The 16,748-nt window shown below is 68.5% G+C and carries 13 protein-coding genes; 8 read left to right on the top strand and 5 right to left on the bottom strand.

The features are described 5' to 3' along the window. Positions 1-194: 194 nt before the first annotated feature. The gene (locus tag WMF45_RS25870) at positions 195-1,100 is read right to left on the bottom strand and encodes a lipase family protein (RefSeq protein ID WP_437707096.1); all 906 of its coding nucleotides are present in this window, start codon (positions 1,098-1,100) and stop codon (positions 195-197) included. Positions 1,101-1,274: 174 nt separating this feature from the next. Here WMF45_RS25870 and WMF45_RS25865 point away from each other — a divergent pair, with 174 nt between their 5' ends. The 3 genes from WMF45_RS25865 (at position 1,275) to ppsA (ending at position 6,244) form a co-directional block, all read left to right on the top strand. Continuing rightward, positions 1,275-2,510, top strand: coding sequence for an IS701 family transposase (locus WMF45_RS25865; RefSeq protein WP_437707094.1), 1,236 nt, complete (start codon positions 1,275-1,277; stop codon positions 2,508-2,510). Positions 2,511-2,690: 180 nt separating this feature from the next. Beyond that, positions 2,691-3,119, top strand: a complete 429-nt coding sequence (locus tag WMF45_RS25860) for a GxxExxY protein (protein WP_437707092.1) — start codon at positions 2,691-2,693, stop codon at positions 3,117-3,119. A 797-nt stretch (positions 3,120-3,916) separates the two neighbouring features. Next, positions 3,917-6,244, top strand: coding sequence for a phosphoenolpyruvate synthase (ppsA, locus tag WMF45_RS25855; protein WP_437707090.1), 2,328 nt, complete (start codon positions 3,917-3,919; stop codon positions 6,242-6,244). A 37-nt stretch (positions 6,245-6,281) separates the two neighbouring features. On the opposite strand, the gene prdB is transcribed toward ppsA, so the two are convergent. The 3 genes from prdB to WMF45_RS25840 all read right to left on the bottom strand — a co-directional run bounded on the left by prdB (position 6,282) and on the right by WMF45_RS25840 (position 9,969). Beyond that, the gene (gene prdB, locus WMF45_RS25850; RefSeq protein ID WP_437707088.1) at positions 6,282-7,007 is read right to left on the bottom strand and encodes a D-proline reductase (dithiol) protein PrdB; all 726 of its coding nucleotides are present in this window, start codon (positions 7,005-7,007) and stop codon (positions 6,282-6,284) included. 61 nt (positions 7,008-7,068) lie between these two features. Further along, positions 7,069-8,646: a D-proline reductase (dithiol) proprotein PrdA gene (gene prdA, locus WMF45_RS25845; protein ID WP_437707086.1), complete on the bottom strand. Its 1,578-nt coding sequence runs from the start codon at positions 8,644-8,646 to the stop codon at positions 7,069-7,071. 309 nt (positions 8,647-8,955) lie between these two features. Further along, positions 8,956-9,969 carry a proline racemase family protein gene (locus WMF45_RS25840; RefSeq protein WP_437707084.1) on the bottom strand — a complete coding sequence of 338 codons (1,014 nt, stop codon included), beginning with the start codon at positions 9,967-9,969 and terminating at the stop codon, positions 8,956-8,958. A 261-nt stretch (positions 9,970-10,230) separates the two neighbouring features. Between WMF45_RS25840 and WMF45_RS25835 the strand changes: the two genes are divergently transcribed. Genes WMF45_RS25835 through WMF45_RS25820 form a run of 4 tightly spaced genes read left to right on the top strand, consistent with a single transcriptional unit; the run spans position 10,231 to position 14,827 of the window. Then, positions 10,231-12,372 carry an ABC transporter substrate-binding protein gene (locus tag WMF45_RS25835; RefSeq protein ID WP_437707082.1) on the top strand — a complete coding sequence of 714 codons (2,142 nt, stop codon included), beginning with the start codon at positions 10,231-10,233 and terminating at the stop codon, positions 12,370-12,372. A 2-nt stretch (positions 12,373-12,374) separates the two neighbouring features. Continuing rightward, positions 12,375-13,331, top strand: coding sequence for a branched-chain amino acid ABC transporter permease (locus tag WMF45_RS25830; RefSeq protein WP_437707080.1), 957 nt, complete (start codon positions 12,375-12,377; stop codon positions 13,329-13,331). Between the two features lie 4 nt (positions 13,332-13,335). Beyond that, positions 13,336-14,121 carry an ABC transporter ATP-binding protein gene (locus WMF45_RS25825; RefSeq protein WP_437707078.1) on the top strand — a complete coding sequence of 262 codons (786 nt, stop codon included), beginning with the start codon at positions 13,336-13,338 and terminating at the stop codon, positions 14,119-14,121. After that, the gene (locus tag WMF45_RS25820; protein ID WP_437707076.1) at positions 14,096-14,827 is read left to right on the top strand and encodes an ABC transporter ATP-binding protein; all 732 of its coding nucleotides are present in this window, start codon (positions 14,096-14,098) and stop codon (positions 14,825-14,827) included. Before WMF45_RS25825 ends, WMF45_RS25820 begins: the two co-directional genes overlap by 26 nt. A 64-nt stretch (positions 14,828-14,891) precedes the next feature. Here WMF45_RS25820 and WMF45_RS25815 read toward each other — a convergent pair whose 3' ends face one another. After that, positions 14,892-15,524, bottom strand: a complete 633-nt coding sequence (locus tag WMF45_RS25815; RefSeq protein WP_437707075.1) for a pyruvoyl-dependent arginine decarboxylase — start codon at positions 15,522-15,524, stop codon at positions 14,892-14,894. 261 nt (positions 15,525-15,785) lie between these two features. Here WMF45_RS25815 and speB point away from each other — a divergent pair, with 261 nt between their 5' ends. Then, on the top strand, positions 15,786-16,736 hold the full coding sequence (gene speB, locus WMF45_RS25810; protein WP_437707073.1) for an agmatinase: 951 nt from the start codon (positions 15,786-15,788) through the stop codon (positions 16,734-16,736). Positions 16,737-16,748 lie beyond the last annotated feature (12 nt).

Here is a 16,748-nt window from a genome sequence, read left to right as displayed (position 1 = left end):
GAAGAGCCGAGCGAGCCAACGCGGCTCGAGCTCCACGGGGGCGCCCGATCACATCGCTGCGGCGGCGTGCCGAGCGTGCACCTCTCGCCGCTGGATGGGCGCTCCGCTGGCACCGCGGAGCGGCGCGACCATGGCGGCAGCCAGCTCCGCAGCGAGCAGCACTTCCCCGCGGCTGCCGCTCGCAGATCACCAGATCAGCCGTCCTCCGGCGTGGGCGCCGGCGCCGAGGGATCGAATTCCGCACCAGGGCTAGCCATCATCGACGTGCGCATGTAGTTCATCGGAGAATGATGCCCCCAGGAAAGCGGCAACTTCAATCCATGGAGTGGCAGCACGTCCTGGGTAAACCAGGCCAGCACGCCGACGAGATTGCTCAAGCCGAGCGTGAGGACATGCGGCACAGGCCACACCTGCAACTCCCACCCTGCGTCGGACGAGCGATACTCCCGGCCGATGTGCCAGAAGCACCCCATCGCGAGCGGCGGCAACCGCGGCACGATATCTCTTCCATAAACATGGCGGAACACCATTTGCCCGACGCCTTCCCTGTGCTCGCGAAAGAACGTGTAATCGCCGACCATGGGCTGTCCGTACGTGTAGACCCCACGCAAGAAGTTGCTCTTTTTATGGAGGTCATCGTCCCAGTCGATGAGCACCGCAGCGAGAACCGCCAAGGCGCCACCCAAGCTATGCCCCGCAACGTAGAGCGCGGGCTCGAACTCGGGCTCGTTCGCAGCCTGTGTATCGCAGGACGCTTCCGGATGTTCCTGCGGCGAGGGCTCCTGCAGTTGGGTCTGCGTCCCGCTCACCTTAGTACCTGGACAGCGCTTCAGCCACTGGCCATCCATGGCCTTCAATTTTTTACAGATCGATTCCCCTTTCGACGCAGAACAAAGGAGCGGCCTTAGCAAGGGCCACATCGCTCGGATGGTGCGATGGAAGCCGCCGTGAACTTTTCCGGCAGAGAGGAACGATTCAGGGCGAGCGCTCAGGTCAGAGAGCCAGTTGATGGCATTCCTCGGCTCCGTGCCCCGAAAGCAAAGGATCGTCGTCTTGCAATCCTTGCTTTGAAGCAGGTAAATGGACGCGTCGACGAACAAGGTGTCGTTCGCGAGGCTTATGCATACGCAATCACAGCCATAGTTCTACTGCGGGAAGTTGGTGAGACCTGAGTAGGCCGGCGACAGCCACCTGGTCGGTTGGTGTCGTTTGTTTCTCACTTTGTCCTCCGAAAGTTAGAACAGGGGGTTTCCATCTGCGGTCGGGTGCCCAAGATGGGCGTCGCGATGACATACACGCTGGACAACGCAGCGAAGTCTCGGTTGGATGACTACTTTGCCCAGATCGGCGCCCACCTACGACGAAAGGAGCAGCGGGCGTCGTTCGCGGCTTACGCCTTTGGCATTCTGGGCGAGGGGGAGAGAAAGAGCGTCGAGCCCATCGCGGCGCGCGCGTTCGGAGAGCCACGCGAGACGCAGCGCGCCCATGACCGGCTTCTCCACTTCTTGAGGGACTCGCCGTGGAGCGATCGCGATGTCCGCCGTGAGGCTGCGCACTATGTGACGAGGGCCATGCACGAACAGGATCCGATCTCGGTCTGGATCGTCGATGACACGGGCTTCCTCAAGCAAGGGGACCACTCTGTCGGTGTCCAGCGCCAGTACACAGGCACCGCAGGGAAGATCACGAACTGCCAGGTTGGCGTGAGCCTCTGCGCCGCAAACAGAACCGAGCACGTCCCTCTCGATTTTGAGCTGTACCTCCCTCAGCAGTGGCTGGATGACGAGGAGCGCCGGAAGGAGGCCAGGATTCCGTCCGATCAGGTGTTCAAGACCAAGCCGGATCTCGCGCTCGACATGATCGCCCGCGCAATAGCCGACGAGATCCCGGGAGACATCGTTCTCGCGGATGCGGCCTATGGCACCTCGTCCGGTTTTCGTGACGCGCTGCGAAGCTATGGGCTTGACTTCGCCGTGGCCGTCAACGCGACCACGGGCGTGTGGTTGCTCGACGCCAAGGAACGACGCCGCGGCGCCGCCGTCGGCGTTCAGAAGCTCGGCATCGAGCTCGGGCTGCAGGCCTTCCGGCGAGTGACGTGGCGCACAGGAACACGCGGAAAGCTCGCCAGCCGCTTCTGCTTTCGCAGAGTGAAGGCGGCCCATGACGATGGGTCCGAGCCCAAGGACAGAGAGGTCCTGTGGCTCGTGATCGAGTGGCCGCACGACGAAACGAAGCCGACGAAGTTTGCCCTGACCACGCTGCCTCGCCGGATGAGCAAGAAGCAGATCGTCAGAACCCTGAAGGAACGATGGCGCACCGAACACGCCTACGAGGAGCTCAAAGGGGAGCTGGGGCTCGACCACTATGAAGGACGGTCGTTCCCTGGATGGCACCATCACGTGTCCGTCGTCCTGTGCTGCTACGCGTTCATTGTTGCTGAACGCGTGCGGCATTTTCCCCCCTCGGTCCGAGGGGAAGCGCAAGGCTACGCGCTCCGTAGCGCGGCCTGAGCGCCACTTCGCCGACTCCTTCACCACTCTCCGCCTCGCCATAGCGTACGCCCTCATCGCGTGGCTCCCTCGATGCCCTCTGTGTCACCGTCGAGGGATCCCACACTCTCCAAAGGGTCAACTGCATTCTTTTGCGGCGGAGTGCACAACTGAGGGCGGGGTTGTGTCGATAGACACGAGATGAACCGCCAAGACACCAAGGACGCCAAGGAAGAAGTGAGGAGCGAGCCCGACGCGGAGTTGGATCGCCTCGCCCACTGCGTGATCGGCGCCGCGCTTGAAGTGCACCGAACTCTCGGCCCTGGCTTCCTCGAAGCTATCTACGAGGAAGCGCTCTGCGTCGAGCTTTCCTTGCGCCGCATTCCGTTCGCCCGGCAAGTGCCCATCGGCGTGGACTACAAGGGGAATCTGGTGGGCCAGGCTCGATTGGATCTCGTGGTGGATGGTCAGCTCGTCGTCGAGCTCAAGGCCACCGAGGGCATTGCCCCGATCCACGTTGCGCAGCTTCTGTCGTACCTCAAGGCGGCAAGACTACGGCTTGGCCTCTTGATCACCTTCAAAGTGGCCTTCCTCCGTACCGGTGTCAGGCGCGTGGTTCATTCCCCGTAAATTTGGCGTTCTTGGCGTTCTTGGCGGTTCCTCTCTTTCCGCGACGAACCTCCCGCAGTAGTGATAGAGCCCGCGCTGAGCCATCGCAAACGCAAACGTGCTGACGTCCGAGTATGCCCACGACGACGCGAACGCAAGGATCTCTGCAGCCCTCTGGTCATAAATCCCTTTCCTGAGGCCCGCCAAGTACGTGGCGATGTCCGTCGAGGATCCGAGTTGACCCCGACGCGATTTTTCTTCACCGGTGCACGAGGGCTTGCAGCTATTCAGGCCCGCGCAATGAATGCCGTCCAAGATCATGACTCATCCCTCGCTGTGTCTCGGCACGTGGAGCACTCAGCTGCGCGAACGGATCTCGCCAGAGGAGAACGGACCTGCAAAGGAGACACAGCGCATGCGCCCCTGCCGGACTGTACTCTCGGACAAGCGCCGCCAACCTCGCGCGCTCGTATGGCTTCGATGCAGTGTATAACGCCGAGGCCGCCTGCGCGAGGTGGCAGGTTGATGAGAGTCCGGGCCGGAGCGCCAGCGAGCTCTGCGCGGCGACGTTCGAGACGACGCCCCCCGCGCGCTCGCTGCTGGCCACGAGCGTCGGGGACGAGGCTGACCGCGACGCGATGCGAGATCGAGGGCAACCGACGAGCCCGGGCGGCGTGGCGCACTGCCCGTGAGCGCGCTCGTGTGTGCGGCGCCGGGTCCGGATGTTGCTCCCGTACCCCGCGCACGCGCGGGTGCTCGAGCGTGCCGCCGGCGTCGCAGCGCCGAGCGGGTTCATCTGCTCTCGACGAGGAGACACGGTGACCGAACACGTCCTCTGGTTCGATTCGTTGTCTCGCGCGGACGTCGCGTCCGCCGGCGGAAAGGGCAGCAACCTCGGGGAGCTCACGCGCGCCGGCCTGCCCGTGCCACCGGGCTTCGTCATCACCGCGGACGCGTACCTCGCGGCGATGGACGCAGCGGGCGTGCGAAAGCAGCTCGTAGCGCTCTTCACCGAGGCCGATCCGAGCGACCCGGCCGGGCTGCGCGCGACCTGCGCCGCGCTGCAGCGCCTCGTCCGGGCCGCGCCGCTCCCGGCAGAGATCCAGGTGGAGATCGTCGATGCCTACCGGAGGCTGGGGCTCGACACCATCGTGGCCGTCCGGTCGTCCGCCACCTCGGAGGACTCGGCGTCGACCTCGTTCGCAGGCATGCACGAGACGTACACCGACGTGACCGGCGAGCAAGCGTTGCTGGATCGCGTGCGCGACTGCTGGGCCTCCGCCTTCGGCGAGCGCGTGGTCAGCTATCGGAAATCCCAGCGCCTGACGGAGGAGCCCGCCCTGGCGGTCGTCGTGCAGCGCATGGTGAGCTCCGAGCGCTCCGGCGTCATCTTCACCGCGGATCCCGCCACGAAGGACACGTCACGCCTCGTCATCGAGGCGGCGTTCGGGCTCGGCGAGGTCGTGGTGGGCGGGCAGGTCGAGCCGGACACGTACACGGTCGCGAAGCGCGGGCCGCAGCTGCTGGAGGCGCGCGTCGGCCACAAGGCGTTCAAGCTGGTGCGCGCGCCGGACGGCGGAGAGCTGCGCGTGGATCTGCCGGAGGACGAGGGCGCGCGGCGCGTGCTCAAGGACGACGAGGTGCTCGAGCTCGCGCGCCTCGCGCTGCAGGTCGAAGGGCATTACGACGCTCCCCAGGACATCGAGTGGGCTGTCGAGGGCGGGGCGACGTACCTGGTGCAGACCCGCCCGATCACCACGCTGGGCGCGCCGCACCCCGCCCCCGGAGAGCTCCTTGTCTCGGGGCTCGGCGCGTCCCCGGGCACGGCCTCCGGGACGGTGCGCGTGCTCCGCTCGCCGGAGGAGGGGCAACGGCTGAAGGCCGGCGAGGTCCTCGTGGCGCCCATGACGTCGCCCGACTGGGTGCCCGCCATCCGGCGCGCGGCGGCCCTCGTCACGGACAGCGGCGGGATGACCTGCCACGCCGCGATCGTCAGCCGCGAGCTCCGCATCCCCTGTGTCGTGGGCACGCGCGCCGCCACGCGGACCCTGCGGGACGGCGAGATCGTCACCGTCGACGGCGCGCACGGCAAGGTCCTCGAAGGGGCCCGGCCCGCCGCGGAGGCGCCTAGGGCCGCTCCGGACGGGGCACCCGCGGGTGCGGGAGCCGGGGCCGCCGCGAAGGCCGAAGCGCCGGCCGAGCGCGTGCCGGCCGCCGCCGGCTCGCGCGCGGCTTCGCCGGCGGTGCTCGGCACGCGGCTCTACGTGAACCTGGCGATCGCCGAGCGCGCCGAGGAGGTGGCCGCGTTGCCCGTCGACGGCGTGGGGCTGCTCCGGGCCGAGTTCATGCTGCTCGACGCGCTCGGCGGCGTGCATCCGAAGGCCCTGATCGCGTCGGGCGGCCGCGACGAGTTCCTCCAGAAGATGTCGGCCTCGCTGCTCCGCATCACCCGCGCTTTCCAGCCCCGTCCGGTCATCTACCGGACCTACGATTTCCGCACCAACGAGTTCCGCGGGCTCAAGGGGGGTGAGCAATTCGAGCCCGCCGAGGAGAACCCGATGATCGGATACCGCGGCTGCTACCGGTACGTCCGGGAGCCGGAGCTGTTCGCGCTCGAGCTCGAGGTGCTCGCCCGCGTCCGCGAGGAGACGCCGAACCTGCATGTCATGATCCCGTTCGTCCGCACGCGCTGGGAGCTCGCCGCTTGTCTGGAGCTCATCGATCGGAGCCCGCTCGGCCGCCAGCGCGGGCTGCACCGCTGGGTCATGGCGGAGGTGCCCTCCGTCGCGTTCTGGATCCCGGAGTATGCGCGCATGGGCATCGACGGCGTCTCGATCGGCTCGAACGATCTGACCCAGCTCATGCTCGGGGTGGACCGCGACTCCGCGGTGTGCGCCGAGCTGTTCGACGAGTCCGACGCGGCGGTGCTCGACGCCATCGGGCGGATCATCCAGGCGTGCAGGGCGGCCGGGATCACCTCGTCGCTCTGCGGCCAGGCGCCGTCGAACCGCCCCGAGTTCGCCGAGCACCTCGTGCGGCTCGGTATCACCTCGATCTCGGTGAACCCGGACGCCGAGCCCGCGGCGCGCCAGGTCATCGCGGCGGCCGAGCGGCGGCTCTTGCTCGACGCGGCGCGGCGGCCGTGAGGGCGGCGACGAGACCACCGGCAGCGGACGTGCGGGCTCACACGTCGTGCCGGTATTCGTACGGAAGCGCCTTCATCTGCCCGAAATGAGTCATCTCCTCGACGGCGCGGAGGGTATCCTTGAGGATCGCCGTCTGCATCTCCACGTTGCGGGGCTCGCCGGCGTTCGAACCGATGGGCACACGGGGCGCGGTGACGCGGGGCGCGCCCTGCTGCCTGGCGATCGGAGGCAGCGCCGCGATGAGGATCGTGGACATGCCCGCGGTCTCCACGGCGCGCTGCACCACGACCGCCGAGCGGTGGCATGTACCGCAGCCGCCCGTGAACACAGCGATGTCCACGCCCTCGTCCTTCAGGATCTCTGCGATGGCCGGCCCGCTCTCGCCGCGGAATCTGTCCACGTCGCCGCCGCCCCCCATGAACCCGATCAGCGTCGGCGCGACCTTGCCGACGAAGCCCTCGGCCTCGAGCTCGCGCAGTCGGTCAATCGGGAACATCGCGTTGATGTCCCTGTTGACGTCGCTGTTGTCGAAGCCGCCGTGGCTGACCATCAGCTCGGACGAGGGCGTCGTCGATGGGATTTCGCGAAACGTGTGATCGCCGGACAGGACGAACGGCCTCTGGGATTTCAGGTGGACGCCGCCCGCCGTGCAGAGGGCCACGACGCACTCAGCCAGCGGCTTCGCGAGGGGGGTCCAGACCGCAGGCGGCGTGATCGGAACAACTATCTCGCTCTTCAGCCCTGTCGCCGTCGTCAGCTTCATGGCGCCTCTCCTCACGTCAGAGCAGCGGTCTGGGCTCCAGCGCGTACTCCATGCCGCTCCCTCACTTGACGAGCCTCTGGTTTGCGTCGATGACCGACTGGGTCCACCTGCGGTTGGCAGGCGCGATCGGGATACCCGCCATCTTCGTCTTGAGCATGAGAAGGGCGCGCCGCGCGTCCTCGAGGCACAAGGTGCTCTCACCGAGGATCTCGCTCTCACGGCCCTCCGGGTTCTTGTTGAGCTCGATCATCGCGTCCATGTATCGGTTGCCGACGACGAGCTGGCCCTGACAGGCAGAGAACGACACGCCGACCACGCTGACCCCGCGCGCGCCGATTTGCTCGATGCTGTCGGCGAAGTCGATATGGTTGTTGCCGAAGCCCTCGGTCGTGACGATCGCGCCGTCCACGTCGAGCGCCTCCACGAGCGCCCCGAGCCGCGCCGAGACGAACGCCTTCTCATCATTGACTTGCGGGCTGCCGATGAAGACGACCCCCACGAGGCCGATCTCCTCGTCCTCCGCCATCAGGCGCAGCAGCGGCTCACGGAAATAGTGGCGCGTGCCCTCCTTGGTCGCGGGGCCGACGCAGGTCAGCGCGTGGATGCCGCCGTCGCGCACCTCGTTGGGGGAGAGCACGACCGGCACGTTGCCAAGGTCGACATTCCGGCGGCCGCCCTCGACGCCCGCGGGCTCGGCGGGCAGCAGCAACTTCTCGTGCATCGCGCCCTGGCCCATGATCTCCTTGACGAGCACGACGCGCGGCCTGCCGGGCTTCTTCATGTCGCTGTAGGTCTTCCCCCCGATGCGGCCGCTCGTGGGGGCTCTCTTGAGCGCTTCGCGGACCTCTTGCATGATGGCATCGCACGCCTTGTGCGCCGCATAGGGGCCGCGGCGCTCCATGCCGGTGCCGGCCTGGATGACGACGTTGACGCGCACCATGAGGTCGCCGGAGTCCGGGCAGCCCGGGCGGCCGAAGCTGATCTTCTCATCCAGATATCCCTCGCAGGAGCCGAACTCGTGAAGCTGAATGCCAGCTTCGTCCACGCCCGTGAGGATGAACACCACGCCATCCATCACGTGAGTCACGCCCTCGCCGAGCTTGCCCTCCACCTTCGTGGCGACCGGGATCACATCCATGATGGTATTGGAGAAGACGTGCCGCCTGTCGGGCGTGATGACATCCATCTCCACCTTTTTGACGAGGGGATCGGCCTTCAGCGACTCCCTGCACAGCGACTCGCGGACCGTCAGCCGCCCGTCCTCGAAGTAGGTCACGCCACTGATTTCTACCCGGCTGACGTCGTAGTTCCTGTGCGTGAGCGTGCGCACAACCCATCCCGGCGGCGCGGCAGGCTCGAGGGGCGCGGCGCAGCACGCGGCGGAGCCGGGGAGGTCTTCGACGAGCGCCGCGGTCAGCGGAGTGAGGGCGTCGGCGGTCTCCTTGAGCGTCGCCCCCAGCACCTGGCCGATGGTCAGCGCGCCCGCGGGGATCGAAAGGAGCCCCGAGCCCTCGAGCTCGGTGAAAATGGAGGGATCCTCCAGGTGTACGGCGCCGATGACGGCGCCCTTCGGCGCCCGGCAGCAGAGGACGGCAGGGGCGTTCCTGTGGAGATTCGCGGCTTTCAAGGAAATGGACATACGGCATTCCCTCTTCTGGCTCCTGGTGGGCTATCCAGCCGGGTGCGTTCGATCGCCGAGATCTCGTGTGGAAACTGCACCATGGCTCGTCACCGCTCCCGCGGCTCGTGTCGTCGTCATGGTCATGCAAGAGCCGGGCGCGGGGAGACGGATGACCTCGGACGCGCGCCCGCCTCCGACACCCGCACCTCCCATCTCCCGCAGGCTGGCTGTGGAGTGAAGGCGGCACCCTTCCATGCGTAGATGAGCTGCGGGAAGTCGGCGGGGGAAGCGAACCGCCAGGCCGCCAAGGGCGCCAAGAAGACCCCGCTATCTCCCCAGCACGAAGCCGAACCGGAACGGATCGTCCGGGTCGACGAGCAACTGCTGGAGCCCGGTGATGTACGCCTGTCCGGTGAAGACCGGCTCGACCACGCAAGTCTCGCCTATCTGCCATTGTCGCGTGAGCCTCCCGAGAAACCTCGTTCCCAGGATGCTCTCATTGGCGAACTCCACGCCCAGCGGGAGGTCCCCTCGCGCGTGGAGCATGGCCATGATGGCCGAGGTGCCGGTACCGCAGGGCGACCGATCCAGCTGTCCCTCTCCGAAGATGACCGCGTTCTTCGCGCCATGGCCTCCCGGCGCCGGCGCCTCGTAGATCTCGACCATCTCGACCGTGGTGATGTGCGGCGCCGTCGGGTGGCGCACCCGCATCGATTCATTGACCGCCTTCCTCAGCGCCACGCCCAGCTGGACCAGCCTCGCCGCATTCTCGGGGCGGATCGAGACCCCGAGGTCCTCCGCTCTCGCCAGGGCGAAGAAGTTGCCGCCGAACGCCACGGCGATCTTGACTTCCCTGCCGCCCGGGAGCTGAACCTCGACGCCATCGGCGTAAAGGAAGGAGGGGACATTGACCACGGTCACATCGGCCACCTGATGCCCTTCGATCCGCGCATGCGCTTCGACGGTCCCTGCGGGCGTATCGAAGACGAGGGAGCCCTCCGGCGCGTGAGGCAGGATCGCGCCGGTCTCGAGGAGCGCGGTCGCGATGCAGACGATCCCGTGGCCGCACATATCGGGGTAGCTCCTGCCCTCGATGAAGATCACGCCGTGGTGGGCGCCGGCCGTCACGGGGGGCGTGAGCACGGCGCCCAGCATGTCACGGTGCCCCCTGGGCTCCTGTACCGCGAGCGTACGGATGTGATCCAGGTGCGCCCGCATGTACTCCTTCCTCTCGGCCATCGTGGCTCCCGGCAGGGGCGGCACACCGCTCATGAGGATGCGATTCGGCTCGCCGCCGCTATGGGTATCGATGGCAGAGAGAACATGGGACAGCCTTGCCATGGTTCCTCCTGGGTGCGCCTGCTCGCGCCGGCGCATCGAGCACGCGCAGCGCGGCACGGCCTGCTGCTCCGTAGCCGCCGAGAGCGCAACTACGCAACTATGGGATGCGTAACGGCGAGCGTCACGTCAGGGCCGTCGCCTGGGGCGCCTCAGGCGTCCGGGCGCCGGGCAGGCGTGGTTGAGCGCGGTGATGGCCGCCCCCGGCCGTGTCTGACGGGCACCTTGACGCGCGCAGCATGCGCCCAATAGCCGGACGGTAACGTGCGTCTCGAGAGCAAGCCTTCGCCCGGTCGCCTGCTGCGCCTGGTTGCTACGTGCGTCGCGCTCGTCGCCGGAGCGTGCGGCCCGATCCGTGGCGAACGCAGCGCTGGCGACGCCATCGTCATCGGCTCGGCGGTCCCGCTCACCGGCTCCAGCGCCAAGATGGGGCAGGACATGAGACAGGCCATCGAGATGGCCGTCGACGAGATCAACGGTCGCGGCGGCGTGCTGGATCGCAGGCTGGAGGTCAGGTTCGAGGACGACGCCTGCGACGCAGAGGCCGCGGTGGCCGCGGCCCACAAGCTCGCCGCGCAGGGCGCCGTCGCGGCCATCTCCGGCTATTGCAGCGGCGCCCTCCTGCCCGCCGAGCCTGTCTATCACGGCGCCCGCATGGGCGCCGTCGTCCCGGGGGCCAACGCCGTCAAGCTGACGATGCAGGGGTTTGACACCATCAACCTGATGCTCCCGAACAACCAGGTCCAGGCCCGCACGGCCGCCGACTTCCTCACCTCCACGCTGGGCAAACGGAGGATCGCCATCCTCCACGACAACTCCGCGTTCGCAAGGGAGCTGGCCGATCTCACGCGGGAGGAGCTCCGCGGGAAGGCCGACGTCGTCGCCTTCGATGCGGTGACGCCCGGCGAGCGGGACTTCTCCGCCGTGCTGACGCACCTCAAGGCCAGGCGCCCGGACGCCATCTACTGGACTGGATACTACGCCGAGGGGGGCCTCATCATCAGGCAGGCCCGTGGTCAGGGCATCGACGCCTCGATCATGGTCGGCGACGGCTCGCGCGACGCCGCCCTCATCGCCACCGCCGGCCTCGCCAGCGCAGAGGGCGTGTTCGTCACGAGCCCCCCGAGCGCGGCCGAGCTGCCGGGCGCCGCGGGCTGGGCGCGGCGCTACGCGGCGGCTCACGGCGAGCCAGGCCCTTACAGCGCGCAGGCGTACGACGCCGCGCAGATCGTCGCAGCGGCCATCCAGGCGGCGGGCTCCACCGACCGCGCCGCGGTCGCCGCGGCCATTCGCGCCATTCACTACGATGGCGTGACCGGCGCGGTCTCCTTCGACGCCTCCGGCAGGCGACAGAACGCGGCCTTCGTGGTCCTCGAGATCAGGAAGGGCAGATTCACGCTCGTCCAGGGGCCCGCCGCCCCGCGCGCCGATGCCGCGCCCTCTCCGCCGCCGCGCGCGGCGGCGGAGCCCGGGCCCCCCGCTGGCTCCACGAGCCGCCTCTCGAACGCGCTCGAGCAGCTCTTGAACGCGCTGGTCATCGGTTCGTTCTACGCCCTGGTCGCCCTGGGATACAGCATGGTTTACGGGATCATGCGCATGATCAACTTCGCGCACGGCGACCTCTACGCGCTCGGCGCCTTCGTCGGCTACAGCGCCCTCGCGCTCGCGAGCGGGTCCTTCCTCGGCGCGGGCGCGCTCGGGATCGGCCTTGCCTTGCTCGCCGCCATGGCCGTCACGGGCGGCGTGGGCGCGCTGATGGAGCGGGTCGCCTATCGCCCGCTGCGCCGCTCTCCCAGGCTCGTCCTCCTCATCACGGCCGTCGGCATGTCGCTCCTCCTGGAGAATGCCATCATGCTCTTCGAGCCCTGGGGGCCCAGCTTCCGTGTATATCCCGTCGTCCTGACGCGAGCCGGGACGTCGCTGCTGGGCGTCCACGTGGGATATGCCCACATCGCCATCCTGGCGACCGCGCTCGCGCTGATGTGGGCCTTGCGCCGGATCATCGGGGGGTCCACCGTCGGCCTGGCCATGCGCGCCACGGCCTTCGACGCCGAGACAGCCCAGCTGATGGGCATCGACGTCGACAGGATGATCTCCCTCGCGTTCCTCCTGGGAGCCGTCATGGCGGCGGCAGGGGGCGTGATGGCCGGCCTGTATTATGGCCAGATCAACTTCCTGATGGGCTTCATCGTCGGGATCAAGGCGTTCACCGCCTCGGTCCTGGGTGGCATCGGGAACCTCTCGGGCGCCGTGGTGGGCGGGATGATGCTCGGGCTCCTGGAGGTCATCGGGACGCGGAGCGTGGGCGGCCAGTGGAAGGATGTCTTCGCGTTCGCCGCCCTCATCGCGATCCTGCTCATCAAGCCCACCGGGCTGCTCGGCGAGCGCGTCGGCAAGAGGATGTGAGGGTGGGGCGCCTCGCTGCGATCGGCTCCGGCGGAAGGCGGCTCCTCCGGCGGTGGGGGGCCGCAGCGCTGCTGTTGCTCGCGGTCGCCCTGCCGCTCGGGGTGCAGGATCCTTATCTCATGGACATCGCGGTCATGGCCCTCATTTACATGACGGTGGCCGTGGGCCTGAACGTCGTCGTCGGTTATGCCGGCCTCCTCGATCTCGGGCACGCCGCATACTTCGCCGTCGGCGCGTACACGGCGGCGCTCCTCACCCAGCGCGCCGGGCTCTCCTTCACGCTGGCCTTGCCCGCCAGCGGCGCCGCCGCCATGGCGCTGGGCTCCCTCATCGGCCTCCTCGTGCTCCGGCTCCGCCGCGATTATCTGGCCATCGTGACGCTGGGCTTCGGCGAGATCACCCGGATCACCGCCACCAACCTGGACGCGACCGGCGGCCCCAGCGGCATCTTCGGCCTCGCTCCTCCGTCGCTCCTCGGGCTCCGGCTGGAGCGACCGGTGCACTACTACTACACGACGCTGGCATTGCTGGTCATCGCCGCGTGCGCCGCGGCCCGCCTGCGCGAATCTCGCATCGGACGAGCATGGGCCTTCTTGCGGGAAGACGAGGAGGCCGCAGAGGCCATGGGCATCCGCACGTTGAGCTACCGGCTCCTCGCCTACCAGATAGGCACCTTCTGCGCCGGCGTCGCCGGCGCGGTCTTCGCGATGAAGATGACCGCGGTCGCCCCGGCGAGCTTCAGCTTCATGCGCTCCGTCCTCTTTCTCCTGGCCGTGATCGTGGGCGGCGCCGGCAGCGTGCCCGGCGCCATCCTGGGCGGCGCGCTGGTCACGATCCTCCCCGAGCTCCTCCGGCCGGTCGCCGGGTTTCGATATCTGATCTTCGGCGCAGCGCTCGTGCTGCTCATGCTCTTTCGTCCGACCGGGCTGTGGCCGGCTCCGAGGAGAGCAGAGGAGTAGCGCCGTGGCGCTGCTGGAGGTCGAGGACATGAGCCTTCGTTTCGGCGGCCACACCGCGATCCGGTCCCTGAGCTTCTGCGTGGAGGCGGGAGAGACGCTGGGGCTCATCGGCCCGAACGGCGCCGGCAAGACGTGCGTGTTCAACTGCATCAGCGGCTTTTATCGTCCCTTCGCCGGTTCGATCGTGTTCGGCGGGCGATCGCTGTTGCGCCTGCGCCCCGACGAGCGCGCGGCCCTGGGGCTCTCCCGCACCTTCCAGAACCTGCGCCTGTTCCCCCAGCTCTCTGCGGAGGAGAACGTCCTGTCCGGCACGCACTGCCGCACCCGGGCGAGGCTCCTCTCCTCCGTGCTGCGCCTGCCCTCGCAGGTGCGCGAGGAGCGGGAGGCCCGGGCGCAGGCCCGGCGCTGGCTGGAGTTCGTCGGCCTCGCCGGCGAGGCCAGGCGGGCGGCCGGCAACCTGCCCTACGGCGCCCAGCGCCGCCTGGAGATCGCCCGCGCCATGGCGGTCCGCCCCACGCTGCTGCTCCTCGACGAGCCGGCCGCGGGGCTGAGCACGCCGGAGAAGATCGCGCTCATGGATCTCATCCACAGGATCCGGGACGCCGGCGTCACCCTCCTCCTCATCGATCACGACATGACCTTGATCATGTCGATCACCTCCAGGCTGATCGTGCTGGATCACGGAGAGAAGCTCGCCGAGGGGGCGCCGGCCGAGGTCCGGCGCGACCCGAGGGTGATCGACGCCTACCTCGGGAGGGAGTCGGATGAGGACATCGAACAAGCTCCTTGAGCTGAAGGGCGTCCATGCCTTCCATGGCACGGTCGAGGCGCTCAAGGGCATCGACCTCCACGTCGACGAGGGGGAGATCGTGACCCTCCTGGGCAACAACGGCGCGGGCAAGAGCACGGTCCTCGGGGCCATCTCGGGCATCGTGAAGCCCAGGCAGGGCGAGATCTTGTTTCGGGGCCAGGACATCACCGGGCGTCGCCCCGAAGAGATCGTCCGCATGGGCGTCGTGCAAGCGCCCGAGGGCCGGCGCATCTTCGAGCCGCTCACCGTCGAGGAGAACCTCCTCGTGGGGGCGTTCTCGGTCCGAGCGCAGCGAGAGCGCGTGAAGGAGGACCTGCGCCGGATCTACGGGATGTTTCCCCAGCTCCTCGGGCTGCGGAGCCACATGGCAGGCACGCTCTCCGGAGGCGAGCAGCAGATGCTCGCCCTCGGGCGCGCGCTGATGGCCCGCCCCGTGCTCCTCATGCTCGACGAGTCGTCCATGGGGCTCTCGCCGAACCTGCGGCGCTTCATCTTCCGGACGGTCCGGGAGATCAACGAGGCAGGCACGACCGTGCTCATGGTCGAGCAGAACGCCCGCGCGGCGCTCCGCGTGGCGAGCCGCGCGTACGTCCTGGAGGCGGGCCGCATCACGCTGCAGGGCTCCGCTGGCGAGCTGAGCACGGACCTGGCCGTGAGCTCCGCCTACCTCGGCGGTCGAGGATAGCCCATCGCATGCCTCGGCCGCGGCGTCGCTCCACGCGGATTCGAGCGCATCGGCCAGGGCGCATTCACCGTTTCGCGGGCGCCGGAGGCCAGCGATCCACCTTCTCCGCGGCGCGCAGCGCCTCGCGCTGCGGCTCGGTCAGCTGCGGGAGCGAATAGGTGAGCCAGCACAGCGCGGCGATGGCGGTGCCGTACTTGTTCTGTACCTGGCGCGAGGCGATCGCCGGCTCGGCGAACTCGAGGTCGACCTGCGCGGCGCCATAGCGGCGCAGCGCAATTCCCTCCAGCTCGCGACGGAGCGTGCTTGCGGCCGTGGCGGCGTCGTCGTGCCCCTCGTACTCGGCGGCGAACCCGCCGATACAGGCGCCGGTCAACCGATCGCGGACGCGCACGCGGCCCAGCCCCGCCGTGACGGTCTCGCCTGCCTTCCCGTTCACGGAGGCCATGATCACCTCCATCACCGCACCGTGGCGGAAGTGGGCCTTTGCGACCTCGATGGGGATCTCGTACGCCTCCGGCGGGATCACCGAGCTGCAGAGGACGACATTGAAGTTCTCGACGCCGCCCATCGCCAGGGCCAGATCGAACGACCCCGTATGCCACGGATCGAGCCCACCGCCGAAGTCGGTGTCTCCGTATCCCGAAGTGACGAAATAGGCCAGCGGCACGCGGGTGAGGTAATCTGGTTCTCGCTGCATCGGCCTCGCCTCCGGGACGTCCAGGTTCCGCGCGGCACGTCCCGGCGTTTGCTCGCGAGATCCGTGGTGCTCGCGCGTGTGCCCGGGCCCGCGCCCCGGCAGCATGAGATGCCGGCGCTGCCCCCCGCGTCTCCGGCGCCCGCGAGGACCACGGCGACGGACTCGCGCTGTCCGCGCTGCCCGGCGCGTCGATCGGAGCGCTGGCTGGAGCGCGCGGGAGCGGTCAGGATGGCGCGGGTCCCCTCATCGCAGGAGCGCCTCATGACCACACCGGAATCTGGTTTTGGCGCCGAGCTCGAGCCCTTCGCCGGGATAACGTCGTTCATGCGTCTTCCGGTCACACGCGACCTGACCGGCGTGGACGTGGCCGTCGTCGGCGTACCGTACGACGGCGGCACGTCCTACCGCAGCGGCGCTCGCCTCGGGCCGCGACGGATCCGCGAGGCGTCCGTGATGCTGTGGGGGTACAACAACGCCCTCGCCGTCAAGCCGCTCGACGTGCTCAAGGTGGTGGACTACGGCGACGTGAACGTCATTCCTCCATCCATCACCGAGTCGATGGCCAACATCGAGGCCCGAGCCGACGCCGTGCTGGCGGCGGGCGCGACGGTGCTGGCCCTCGGCGGCGATCACTCGGTCAGCCTGCCGCTGATGCGCGCTCACGCCAGGAAGTTCGGCCCGCTCGGGGTCGTGCACTTCGACGCCCACCCGGACACCTGGCACCGCGAGTTCGACGAGCAGCCCTACAGCCACGGGACGTCGTTTCGCCGCGCCATCGAGGAGAAGATCCTCGATCCTTCGCGCTACGTCCAGGTGGGGCTGCGCGGTCCGACGCCCGAGGCGGTGGACTGGCAGTGGGCGCGCGAGCGCGGCGTGCGCGCGATCACGATGGATGACGTCGTGGAGCTCGGCCTGCCCGCTGCCATCCGGACGATCCGAGAGGCCCTCCGCGGCCCGATCTACGTCTCGCTCGACATCGACGCCGCCGACCCGGCCTTCGCGCCCGGCACCGGCACGCCGGAGGTGGGCGGCTTCACCAGCCAGCAGATGCTGCAGCTCGTACGAGGGCTGCGCGGGGTCGAGCTCGTGGGGTGCGATGTCGTGGAGGTGTGCCCGCCGTACGATCATGGTGATATCACCTCGATCCTGGCCGCCAACCTGGCGTTCGAGCTGCTGTCGTTGATGGCCGTGCGGCGGGCCCGGCGGTCCTGAAGGCGACGTCGA

Source organism: Sorangium sp. So ce448, from assembly GCF_051520915.1.
GTDB lineage: Bacteria > Myxococcota_A > Polyangia > Polyangiales > Polyangiaceae > Sorangium > Sorangium cellulosum_B.
The sequence above is the reverse complement of the archived record's forward strand: the minus strand, read 5'-3'. Positions and strand labels throughout refer to the sequence as shown.

Excerpts from the sequence above, each read along its gene's own strand:
- WMF45_RS25815 (WP_437707075.1), bottom strand. The coding sequence starts at position 15,524 with ATGCAGCGAGAACCAGATTACCTCACCCGCGTGCCGCTGGCCTATTTC.
- WMF45_RS25820 (WP_437707076.1), top strand. The coding sequence starts at position 14,096 with ATGAGGACATCGAACAAGCTCCTTGAGCTGAAGGGCGTCCATGCCTTC.
- prdA (WP_437707086.1), bottom strand. The coding sequence starts at position 8,646 with ATGTCCATTTCCTTGAAAGCCGCGAATCTCCACAGGAACGCCCCTGCC.
- WMF45_RS25865 (WP_437707094.1), top strand. The coding sequence starts at position 1,275 with ATGGGCGTCGCGATGACATACACGCTGGACAACGCAGCGAAGTCTCGG.
- speB (WP_437707073.1), top strand. The coding sequence starts at position 15,786 with ATGACCACACCGGAATCTGGTTTTGGCGCCGAGCTCGAGCCCTTCGCC.
- prdB (WP_437707088.1), bottom strand. The coding sequence starts at position 7,007 with ATGAAGCTGACGACGGCGACAGGGCTGAAGAGCGAGATAGTTGTTCCG.
- WMF45_RS25860 (WP_437707092.1), top strand. The coding sequence starts at position 2,691 with ATGAACCGCCAAGACACCAAGGACGCCAAGGAAGAAGTGAGGAGCGAG.
- WMF45_RS25840 (WP_437707084.1), bottom strand. The coding sequence starts at position 9,969 with ATGGCAAGGCTGTCCCATGTTCTCTCTGCCATCGATACCCATAGCGGC.